This window comes from Microbacterium sp. AC035, from assembly GCF_979258485.1.
This window is the reverse complement of record NZ_OZ409858.1, coordinates 2,050,376-2,060,504: the sequence shown is the minus strand read 5'-3', so window position 1 is coordinate 2,060,504 and position 10,129 is coordinate 2,050,376. Positions and strand designations below refer to the sequence as shown.

10 protein-coding genes are annotated in these 10,129 nt (G+C 67.3%); 6 read left to right on the top strand and 4 right to left on the bottom strand.

Features of this window, described 5'->3' with window-relative positions:
• The first annotated feature begins 20 nt into the window (after positions 1–20).
• The 4 genes from ACZ0AA_RS10115 (at position 21) to ACZ0AA_RS10100 (ending at position 4,807) form a co-directional block, all read left to right on the top strand.
• Positions 21–1,004 (top strand): DUF389 domain-containing protein, encoded by a 984-nt coding sequence (locus ACZ0AA_RS10115; protein ID WP_463512849.1) that lies wholly within the window; start codon positions 21–23, stop codon positions 1,002–1,004.
• Positions 1,005–1,286: 282 nt separating this feature from the next.
• Positions 1,287–3,161 carry an alkyl/aryl-sulfatase gene (locus ACZ0AA_RS10110; RefSeq protein ID WP_400866638.1) on the top strand — a complete coding sequence of 625 codons (1,875 nt, stop codon included), beginning with the start codon at positions 1,287–1,289 and terminating at the stop codon, positions 3,159–3,161.
• A gap of 96 nt (positions 3,162–3,257) precedes the next feature.
• The gene (locus tag ACZ0AA_RS10105; protein ID WP_400866635.1) at positions 3,258–3,869 is read left to right on the top strand and encodes a dihydrofolate reductase family protein; all 612 of its coding nucleotides are present in this window, start codon (positions 3,258–3,260) and stop codon (positions 3,867–3,869) included.
• Positions 3,866–4,807 (top strand): GNAT family N-acetyltransferase, encoded by a 942-nt coding sequence (locus ACZ0AA_RS10100; RefSeq protein WP_400866632.1) that lies wholly within the window; start codon positions 3,866–3,868, stop codon positions 4,805–4,807. The genes ACZ0AA_RS10105 and ACZ0AA_RS10100 overlap by 4 nt, the downstream gene beginning before the upstream one ends.
• A 94-nt stretch (positions 4,808–4,901) precedes the next feature.
• Here ACZ0AA_RS10100 and ACZ0AA_RS10095 read toward each other — a convergent pair whose 3' ends face one another.
• Positions 4,902–5,393: a DUF1269 domain-containing protein gene (locus ACZ0AA_RS10095; protein WP_400866629.1), complete on the bottom strand. Its 492-nt coding sequence runs from the start codon at positions 5,391–5,393 to the stop codon at positions 4,902–4,904.
• A 210-nt stretch (positions 5,394–5,603) separates the two neighbouring features.
• Between ACZ0AA_RS10095 and ACZ0AA_RS10090 the strand changes: the two genes are divergently transcribed.
• Positions 5,604–6,569, top strand: coding sequence for a TIGR03885 family FMN-dependent LLM class oxidoreductase (locus tag ACZ0AA_RS10090; protein WP_400866626.1), 966 nt, complete (start codon positions 5,604–5,606; stop codon positions 6,567–6,569).
• Positions 6,566–8,230, top strand: coding sequence for an alpha-amylase family protein (locus tag ACZ0AA_RS10085; protein ID WP_400866623.1), 1,665 nt, complete (start codon positions 6,566–6,568; stop codon positions 8,228–8,230). Before ACZ0AA_RS10090 ends, ACZ0AA_RS10085 begins: the two co-directional genes overlap by 4 nt.
• 42 nt (positions 8,231–8,272) lie before the next feature.
• Here the strand turns inward: ACZ0AA_RS10085 and ACZ0AA_RS10080 are convergent, their stop codons facing one another.
• From ACZ0AA_RS10080 to ACZ0AA_RS10070, 3 genes are read right to left on the bottom strand one after another with little or no spacing between them, the layout of a single operon-like run.
• On the bottom strand, positions 8,273–9,133 hold the full coding sequence (locus tag ACZ0AA_RS10080; RefSeq protein ID WP_400866620.1) for an ADP-dependent NAD(P)H-hydrate dehydratase: 861 nt from the start codon (positions 9,131–9,133) through the stop codon (positions 8,273–8,275).
• Positions 9,117–9,836: a histidine phosphatase family protein gene (locus ACZ0AA_RS10075; protein ID WP_400866617.1), complete on the bottom strand. Its 720-nt coding sequence runs from the start codon at positions 9,834–9,836 to the stop codon at positions 9,117–9,119. Before ACZ0AA_RS10075 ends, ACZ0AA_RS10080 begins: the two co-directional genes overlap by 17 nt.
• Position 9,837: 1 nt before the next feature.
• The gene (locus tag ACZ0AA_RS10070; protein WP_400866614.1) at positions 9,838–10,089 is read right to left on the bottom strand and encodes a hypothetical protein; all 252 of its coding nucleotides are present in this window, start codon (positions 10,087–10,089) and stop codon (positions 9,838–9,840) included.
• Between the last annotated feature and the right edge of the window lie 40 nt (positions 10,090–10,129).

The following is a 10,129-nucleotide window of genomic DNA, read 5'->3' as shown; positions in this document are numbered from 1 at the left end:
ACTGACGATCGGGGCCCCACATGGTGGCTGAACTGCCGTCGACGCGCACTGATGAAGCGGCGATGCGGTACGCTGTGCTCTTCGACGGACCCGATCGAAGGCAGAGACTGAATCGCTTCTGGATTCTGCTCGTGTTGTCGGCACTGATCGCATCAGCAGGCGTGGCCGCAGATTCGACGGCCACGGTGATCGGAGCGATGATCGTCGCCCCGATGATGCTTCCGATCCAGGGCGCCATGCTCTCGACCGTCCTCGGCGATCGCACCAATCTTCTTCGCTCGGTGGCGCTGATCGTGTCGGGCGCCGCGGCCGCGATCGCGATCGGCTTCCTCGTAGGTTTCTGCATCCCGCTCGATGTGGTGGCGGCGAGCAACACGCAGGTGGCAAGCCGTGTGTCCCCGGGACTGCTCGACCTGCTGGCGGCGCTTGCGACAGGGGTGGTCGGGTCGATCGCGCTCGCACGGCGTGATATCTCCGACACTCTCCCCGGGGTCGCGATAGCGATCTCGCTGGTTCCGCCCCTGGCAGTGGCGGGACTCACGCTGGAGGCAGGAGCTTATGGGCAGGCGGTCGGCGCATTGTTGCTGTTCACCACCAATGTCGCTGCGATCTTGGCCACGGGGGTCGTGGTCATGGGCGTCTATCGGGTTACCAAGCCGGCCGTCGGGCCGGATGGGGCACCCGTACGGCGAGGGCGCGCAGTGGTCGTGATCGTTGTGATGCTCGTCATAGTGGGCATACCGCTCACGGCGTCCTCATGGACGTCGACGATGGCGGCAGTCGAAGAGAACACGATCTCGACCGTGGTCACCCAGTGGGCGAACGGACAGGGTTGGGAGTCGCTGGGGGTTACGTCGACGGGAGGCGAGTATGTCATCCGTCTATCGGGGCCCATGCCGGTTCCAGAGACCTCCGAGCTTGAGGCGGAGCTGCGCGCGGCGGGTGTCGATACATCGACGGTGACGGTGGAGTTCGTCCCCTCGTACTCGGTGCAGCTCGACTGAGGAAACCAGGCATGCCAGCCGAGGAGTGACGGGATGCCTCGCCCGAGGTGAATGACGCCGAAGCGAGGCATCCCGGGGGCTCCGGTGCCCGCCGGTGCCTCCGATCGCCAGACGACGCCCCCCGGCGTCGTGTGGCTCACCCAGGATCCACCCGAAGCCCGCACTGCGCCGGAAGAACTCACCTCCGAAGGGTGAGCCGCTGCTTGCCGTCATGACAATCGAGCCTGAGGCTGAGACACACGACCCCGCGCCATGACGCGGATGAGATATCAGGAGGCGACGATGGTGCAGAACGATGCGACGGCGGCGATCACGAAGCAGCAGGAGGCGCTGAAGGCGGCACTGCCGTTCGACGACACCCGTGACTTCGATGCGGCGGACCGCGGCTTCCTGGGCACCATCAGCCCTGCCGTGGTGCACGATGACGAGGGCAACGTGGTGTGGGATGCCGACAGCTACGACTTCATCACCGGCGACGCCCCCGACACCGTCAACCCGAGCCTGTGGCGTCAGTCGCGGCTCGTCTCGAAGCATGGCCTGTTCGAGGTCGTGGAGGGCCTCTATCAGGTGCGGGGGTTCGACCTGTCGAACGTGAGCTTCATCGAATCCGACACCGGGGTGATCGTGGTCGACCCATTGATCTCGAAGGAGACCGCGCAGGCGGCTCTGGCGTTGTACCGCGAGCATCGCGGTGAGCGGCCGGTCGTCGCGGTCATCTTCACGCACAGCCACATCGACCACTTCGGCGGGATCTTCGGCATCGTGTCGAATGACGACGTCGAGTCCGGCCGCGTGCAGATCATCGCGCCCGAGGGCACTGTCGCCGAAGCAGTCGCCGAGAACGTCTACGCGGGCACGGCGATGGGCCGACGGGCCGGGTACATGTACGGCGCTGCGCTCGAACGGAGTGCCAAGGGCGCGCTCGGCGCGGGCCTCGGGCAGACGACCTCCACCGGCCACGCCGGCATCATCCCGCCCACGATCGAGATCTCCCAGACCGGCGAGACGCACACGGTCGACGGCTTGGTCATCGAGTTCCAGATGGCGCCCGGCACCGAAGCTCCCGCGGAGATGCACTTCCTGTTCCCGAAGTACCGGGCGCTGTGCATGGCGGAGAACGCGACGCACACCCTCCACAACCTGCTGACCCTTCGAGGGGCGCTCGTTCGCGATCCTCACGTCTGGTCGCGCTATCTGACCGAGGCGATCGAACGCTACGGAGATCAGGCCGACGTCGTCTTCACCTCGCACCACTGGCCGACCTGGGGCAACGACGAGATCCTGGAGTTCCTCGGTCTGCAGCGCGACCTCTACTCCTACCTGCACGACCAGACCCTGCGCATGACGAATCAGGGCATGACGGGCACCGAGATCGCGGAAGAGATCCAGCTGCCTCCGATCCTGGAGAACTCCTGGCATGCCCGTGGTTACTACGGCAGCGTCAGCCACAACGTGAAGGCGATCTACCAGCGCTACATGGGCTGGTTCGACGGCAATCCCGCGCGCCTCTGGCCGCACCCGCCGAAGGCGCTCGGAGAGCGGTACGTCGCTCTGGCCGGCGGCATCGACCGCATCGTCGATGCGGCGCAGGCAGCGTACGACGAGGGCGATTTCCGGTGGGCGGCTACGCTGCTCGATCACGCGATCTTCACCGAACCGGAGAACCCCTCGGTCAGAGAGCTCTATGCGGCCACCCTCGAGCAGCTCGCCTACGGGGCCGAGAACGGCACCTGGCGGAACTTCTACATGTCGGGGGCGACGGAGCTGCGCACCGGCAACTTCGGCACTCCGACGACCACGAACGCCCCCGAGATCGTCGCCCAGCTCACCGCCGAGCAGCTGTTCGACTCGGTCGCCATCTCGGTCGACGGACCGCGTGCGTGGGACCTCGACGTCGTGCTCGACTTCACCCTCACCGACGAAGGGCGCAACTTCAGAGTCACGCTCCGCAACGGTGTGCTGGTCTACGTCGAGAAGGCCGCAGATGCCGCGACCGCACAGGCGACGCTGGCCCTGACGAAACCGCGGCTGCTGGCGCTCGTGGGTGGAGACACCGAGAACCCCGGCGTGGAGATCACCGGTGATCGCTCGGCTCTCGAGACCCTCACGTCCGTCCTCACCGCGGGCGACCCCTCGTTCAACATCGTCACTCCATGAGTCGAGTCCGCGCTCGCCGCGTCGCAGCGGGTGGGTGATGCCGGCGGGATGAACCACTATGGGTATAGTGGTTTGCACCATCTACCCGAAGGACCCATGCGAAACCTCACGTACTACATCTCGCTCTCGATCGACGGCTTCATCGCCGGCCCCGACGACGAAGTCGACTTCTTTCCCGGCTCTGACGATTACATGGCCTGGATGGTCGGCGACTACGGTGACGCCCTGCCCACTCACGCGCGAGCGCACCTCGGCATCGCGGACGCCCCGCTCACGCGCTTCGACACCATCGTGATGGGGCGCCGCACCTACGAACCGGGGTTGCAGCTCGGCATCCCCTCGCCGTACGCGCACCTGCGCCAGTTCGTGGTCTCGGCGACGCTGGAACAGCTCGACCCCGCCGTCACCATGATCGCCGGAGATCCCGTCGCCGCGGTGCGTGCGCTGAAGCAGGAGGACTCACCGCTCGACATCTACCTCGCCGGCGGCGGCGTCTTGGCGGGTCAGCTGCTCGATGAGATCGACCGGCTCGTCATCAAGCGCTACCCGGTGGTCGCTGGTGCTGGGAGAACCGCCTTCGGTCCCGAGTTCAGCCCGTCGGTGTTCGCGCTCGACGAGGTGCGGTCGTTCGAGGGCGGGAACGTCGTCGAGTGGTACTCCCGAAGCCGGACGGACGCCGCACCGGCTGCGGCAGAGACCGACGCATGAGCATCGCCGTCGAGATCCGCCACCTCGTCGGCCCGCACGAGGTCGAGCTGTTCAACAGCCTCCCGTATGCGCTGAACGACGAGATCGCCGATGATCTCGCCCAGGGGCGCCGACGTGTCGAGTGGACCTGGCTCGCTCTCGACGAGAGGCGGGTGCTCGGTCGACTCGCGCTCTGGAGCCCCGCCGGGGCGACGGATGCCACTCAGCTCGATGTGTTCGACCTCGACGACGCGCTCTCCGACGACGAACAGCAGGCGATCGGAGCGGCTCTCCTCGACGCCGCGCAGCGCCAGGTGATCGCAGATCAGGCGACCCCGCCCGAGTTCGCCCGCTACCTGCCGGCTGACTGGCGCGAGCGGCCGGCCGAGCGTCGCGCGACCGAGACGGTCATGGCGGTGCTCGACGCGTCGGGTGCCCGATTCGTGGTCGAGCGGCTGCGCCTCGAGTGGCAGCCCGAGGCGGGAGTCCCCACGCAGGACCCACGCCTGACCTTCCGCGCCTTCGAGGGCGATGAGGAGGTGCTCGAACTGACGACACGTGCTCTCGGCGGGACGCTCGATGCGCACAGCCGTGGCGAACTCGCGCACGCGTCACCGAGCGAGGTCGCTCGCGCCCAGTTCGCCGAGGAGTTCGCGCAATACACGACGCCGCAGGAGTGGTGGCGGGTGGCCGTCAACGAGGAAGATGAGGCCGTCGGCTTCGTCTTCCCCGCTCGCAACTCGTACCACCACATCGTCGCGTACCTCGGCGTGGTGCCCGAGCATCGAGGGAACGGCTACATCGACGGCATCCTCGCTGAGGGCACACGCGTTCTCGCGGCCGCGGGAGCACCGCGCATCCGTGCCTCGACCGACGTCGGAAACGTCCCCATGGCGAATGCGTTCGAACGTAAGGGATACCGGACGTTCCAGCGGCTCATCAATATGGCCTGGGACTGACCGCGACACCGGATCGCTGAGCGAGCGGGCCCGCCGTCGGCATGCCGACCGGACGGACCCGCTCGCCTCGCGATCCCGGCGGGGGAGCTTCAGATCAGTGCGTGCCCAGGTCGTGGATGAGCTCCTTCTCGTCCTCCTCCGACAGGGACGTCTGGACGACAGTGCCGTTGTACGGTGCGAGTGCTGCGGCGAACTTGTCTTCTGTGAGCTTGGTCGCGTAGATGACGACCGCGGACTTGCCTGCCGTGACGGTGGACTTGACGCGGTCGCGGAACTCGGCATCGAGCCCGGTCTTGTCCAAGCCTGCGAACAGTGCGCCGAACAGCCCGCCGAAGACCAGGCCGGCGAAGGGCACGAAGAAGAGGATCCCGATCAGAGCGCCGAACAGAGCGCCCCCTGCTGCCCCTGCACCGATCTTGCCGGTGGTCCCGGGGTACTCGACCTTGGTCTTGCCGTCTCCGTCGACCTTGACGAGAGCGAGTCCTGAGAGCTCGACGACGAGGTCGCTCTGAAGCTCCTGCACTCGGTTGTAGGCGGCTTCGGCATCCGCTTCGGAGTCGTACGCGATGACGATGAGATCAGCCATGGGAATCCTTCTTTCGGTCAGCCGTCGACGAGGTGCGAACCTCGACGCGGCACGGAAGTGAGTGATTCCAGTGTCATCGGCACGCGAGTCGGGGCCGACGACCTGTCACCCCGAACGGGTGACCCGGTGGCGAGGGTCGCCCATCTTCCCAGACTCGTTCCGGGGTGTCCACCACTGCCGCCGCGCGCTGTTCGTTGCAAGACTCGGCGCATGGTGTTCATCGGTTTTCATGCGTCGCACGAGCAGATCGCACCGAGCGCACTGCTCGACGCGGTGATCGCAGCGGAGCGCGCGGGGTTCGACGGGGCGATGTGCTCCGATCATCTCGCGCCGTGGACCAGGGCCCAGGGCGAGTCGGGTTTCGCGCTGAGCTGGATCGCGGCCGCGCTCGCCCGAACGCGCTTCTCGATCGGCATGGTCAACGCCCCCGGCCAGCGCTATCACCCGGTGATGATCGCCCAGGCTTTCGCGACTCTCGAGGAGATGTTCCCCGGCCGCTTCTGGGCCGCGATGGGCAGCGGCGAAGCGGTCAACGAGCATGTAACGGGCGAAGGATGGCCCGACAAGAGCATCCGCAACGAGCGACTGCGCGAGAGCGTCGACGTGATCCGTCGACTGATCGAGGGCGAAGAGGTCGACCACGATGGCCTGGTGCGCGTCCACCGAGCGCGCGTGTGGAGCAGGCCGGCCGAACCGCCGCCGCTGTTCGCGACCGCGGTGAGCGCCGAGACTGCGGAGTGGGCAGCCTCATGGGCGCAGGGTCTGGCGACGGTAGCCCAGGAGCCGGCCGCGCTGCGGCGGGTCGTCGACGCCTACCGCGGTGCAGGAGGCACGGGCCCCTGCATCCTGCAGGTGCATCTCAGCCTCGCGGAGAGCGACGACGCGGCATTCGCGATCGCCCGCGAGCAGTGGACCAACGGTCTGCTCTCGCCTCCGGTCACGTGGGATCTCGAGCAGCCGGAGGATTTCGAGGCGGCGGTGGCAGAGCTCGACGAGAACGAGCTGCGGAAGGCCGTGCTGGTGGACCACGACGCCACGGCGCTGGCCGGCCGCATCGCCGAACTCGTGGACATCGGATTCGATCGCGTCTACCTGCACCATGTCGGCACCGAGCAATCGCGATACCTCGACGCCGCAGCATCCGAACTGATCCCCGCACTGAAGGAGCGACTGTGAAGATCACCGATACGAGCGACCTGTGGTGGAAGACCGCGGTGATCTACTGCCTCGATGTCGAGACGTTCCTCGACTCGAACGGCGACGGGGTCGGTGACCTGCAGGGTCTCGCCCAGCGGATCGACTACCTGTCGCAGCTCGGGGTCACCTGCCTGTGGCTGATGCCCTTCTATCCCACGCCCGACCGAGACGACGGCTACGACGTCAGCGACTTCTACGGCATCGACTCGAGACTCGGCACTCATGGCGACTTCGTCGAAGTGATCCGCACGGCGCGGGACCGGGGGATGCGGGTGATCGTCGACCTGGTCATCAACCACACGTCCGATCGGCATCCGTGGTTCCTCGCCGCCAAGCGCAGCATCGACTCGCCCTACCGGGACTACTACGTCTGGCGCGACGACGCGCCTCCGAAGGGGCAGAAGAACGCCGTCTTCCCCGGTCAGGCGAACGGCATCTGGGGCAAGGACGAGAAATCGGGGCAGTGGTACCAGCACAGCTTCTACGAGCACCAGCCCGACCTGAACATCGCCAATCCTCGCGTGCGCGACGAGATCGCGAAGGTCATCGGATTCTGGCTGCAGCTCGGCATCTCGGGTTTCCGTGTCGACGCGGTGCCGTTCCTTCTCGAGATCCCCGAGGGCGCCGGCATCCCCGAGCCGCACGATCTGCTGCGCGACATCCGTCGATTCCTGCAACGGCGTTCGAACGAGGCGATCCTGCTCGGCGAGGTCAACCTGCCCTACGAAGAGCAGGTGCAGTATTTCGGGGGCGAGAACGGCGACGAGCTCACGATGCAGTTCGATTTCGTCGGGATGCAGTCGCTCTACCTGTCGTTCGCGCGCAAAGATCCTGCTCCGCTGATCGAGGCGCTGCAGGCGCGCCCGGTGCTGGGCAGCGAGGTGCAGTGGGCGAACTTCCTGCGCAACCACGACGAGCTGACCCTCGACAAGCTCAGCGACAGCGAACGGAACGAGGTGTTCGAGGCGTTCGCCCCCGACGAGCGCCAGCGCGTGTTCGGGCGAGGCATCACCCGTCGCCTCCCGACGATGCTCGAGGGCGACCCGCGCCGCATCCGCATGGCCTACAGCCTGCTCTTCACGCTGCCCGGCACTCCGGTGCTGTTCTACGGCGAGGAGATCGGCATGGGGGAGAATATCGAGATTCCCGGAAGGGAAGCCGTGCGGACGCCGATGCAGTGGTCTGCCGATCGCAACGGAGGATTCTCGGACGCCATGCCCAGCAGGCTCGTCGCTCGTCCGCCGTCCGACGGCTACGCGCCCGACCACGTGAACGTCGCCGCCCAGCTCGGCGACCGCGACTCCCTGCTGTACTTCATCCGTGCTCTGACCTCGTGCTACCGCATCTCCCCGGAACTCGGATGGGGAACGTTCGAGGTGATCGACCAGCCCGCCGAATCGCTTCTCGTGCACTCGCTCACCGCGGACGTCGGCCGCATGATCGCCCTCCACAACTTCGCCGAGGTGCCGGTGACCACCTCTTTCCGGCTGGCTGAAGAGCCGGAGGGGACCACGCTGGTCGACCTGCTCGAAGCGTCGCGCCTGGAACTCGACCCGAAGGGCGGGGTCGAGTTGGAGGTGCCGGCCTACGGCTACCGCTGGCTCAGGGTCTCGCGACCCGGCGACGGCCGAGTGACCTGAGTCTCGATCGCCCGCGGGCGGGTGGCGCGGTAGATCGCCGCGTCAACCCCCGGCGGCCCGATCGCGTTGCGCGTCGAGTACCGCGGCGGGAAGCTCGGCGGCGAGTTCCCGAGCGAGAAAACCGAGACCCATGCGCTCGGACAGACGGTCTCCCGCTCGGGCGTGAACCCAGGCTCCCCAGACGGCGGCGCGCTCCGGCGCGAGTCCTCGGGCTGCGAGGCCGGTGATCGCGCCGGCGGCCACGTCACCAGAACCCGCGGTTCCGAGTCCGGCTCCGCCGACATCGAGCGTCCACACCGCACCCGAGGGCGAGGCGACGACGGAGTAGCAGTGGATCACGGCGTCGAGTTCCCGTGCGAGCCCCGGCAGGTCGGCGCTGAGATCATCCACGGGCCTGCCGAGCAGCAGCGCAGCCTCATCGAGGTTGGCGTTGACGATCAGGGAGCCGGGCAGCTCGTCGCGCGGTAAGTCTCGGAGCACTCCCACGGCGAAGGCGTCGACCACGAGGCAGGCGACGTCGAGGCCCGCCAAGCGGCGGAGCCACTCGCGCGCATTCTCGGGGTCGTCGAGGCCGGGTCCGACGAGCACGGCATCCGAACTCTCGCAGGAGGCGGTCCAGGCGTCGGTCGCGGCTTCGCCGGCGCGCGGCGATTCATACAACCCGGCTTCGGGAAGGGCGATGCGCACGACATCGGCGACACCCGCATCAGTGGTCACCCCGACCTTCCCCGCGCCGACGCGCAGCGCCGCCTCGCCTGCCAGTACGACGGCCCCGGGTGACAGGCCGGAGCCGCCGATGATCATCGCCGTGCCCCGGGAGTTCTTGGAATCACCCGGCTCGGGGAGTCCCCACTCTCGCAGCAGCTGAGGGGTGACGGTCGTCGGCTCACTCGGGGCGGACATCGGGACTCCCGGGGTGCACGGTGATCTCGGCACCCAGCTGCTCGAGGTGGCGCACGTCCGAGAAGTCGAGGAGGTGCCACTGCTGACCGTCGAACCGCAGCCGCGTGACGGACGCGTTGAGGACCGTGTTCGTGGACGCGAACTGCATGAGACGCCTCTCATCCATCCCGGTCAGCACCGCCATCAGCAGCATGACGACGGCATCGTGCGCGACCACCAATCCCACACGAGCATCCGCATCGAGGGCATCGTGCAGGAACGATCGCAGACGCAGGGCCACATCCGCCCACGACTCACCACCGGGTGGCCGGTGGTAGTACTTGCCCAGGCGTGCCCGCCGGTCGGCCTCTTCGGGATGCCGCGCCGCGACGCCCCATCGTGTCAGCAGGTCGAGGATGCCGAGTTCCCGGTCGCGCAGTCGCTCGTCGGTGAGCACCCGCTCGATGACCGGGGAGTTCTCCATGCTGAGCGCGAATGTCTGCTGGGCGCGCACATACGGCGAGACCCAGGCGACCTGCGGTGCGACGGCACCTCCATGCAGCACGGCTGACAGCGCTCTCGCCTGTTCTGCGCCAGTCTCGGACAGCGGCACATCGGCGTCCCGTGTCGCGAGCGTGATCATCTCGGCGCCTTCTGCCTCCGCCGCGGTCGCGGCGACGTTGCCCACGCTCTCCCCGTGCCTGACGAGCCACAGCTCCTGCACGTCACAGCTCCCATTCGTCGAACGGGAGCTCCCACGGTCTCTGGTCCGGCTCCACGTGCTCGGCCTTCTCGACCGAGATCACCACCCGAGTGGTCGAGCGGATCAGCACGTTGACGCTCTGCCCCACCGCCGACAGGGTGACGAAAGTAGGCGACGAGGATGCGGCCGCTTCGATCTCGGACATGATCTGGTCCACCGGCTGATCGTCCTGCAGCGCGAACCCTCTGCCGTCGATCTCAATGTGAGTCCCCACGGTTCTCCCCTTCCGGTCGTGGGCGACGTTAGGCGAGACG

Coding starts and splice junctions, on each gene's coding strand:
- ACZ0AA_RS10115 (WP_463512849.1), top strand. CDS start 21: ATGGTGGCTGAACTGCCGTCGACGCGCACTGATGAAGCGGCGATGCGG.
- ACZ0AA_RS10090 (WP_400866626.1), top strand. CDS start 5,604: ATGGTGTTCATCGGTTTTCATGCGTCGCACGAGCAGATCGCACCGAGC.
- ACZ0AA_RS10080 (WP_400866620.1), bottom strand. CDS start 9,133: ATGTCCGCCCCGAGTGAGCCGACGACCGTCACCCCTCAGCTGCTGCGA.
- ACZ0AA_RS10100 (WP_400866632.1), top strand. CDS start 3,866: ATGAGCATCGCCGTCGAGATCCGCCACCTCGTCGGCCCGCACGAGGTC.
- ACZ0AA_RS10105 (WP_400866635.1), top strand. CDS start 3,258: ATGCGAAACCTCACGTACTACATCTCGCTCTCGATCGACGGCTTCATC.
- ACZ0AA_RS10095 (WP_400866629.1), bottom strand. CDS start 5,393: ATGGCTGATCTCATCGTCATCGCGTACGACTCCGAAGCGGATGCCGAA.
- ACZ0AA_RS10110 (WP_400866638.1), top strand. CDS start 1,287: ATGGTGCAGAACGATGCGACGGCGGCGATCACGAAGCAGCAGGAGGCG.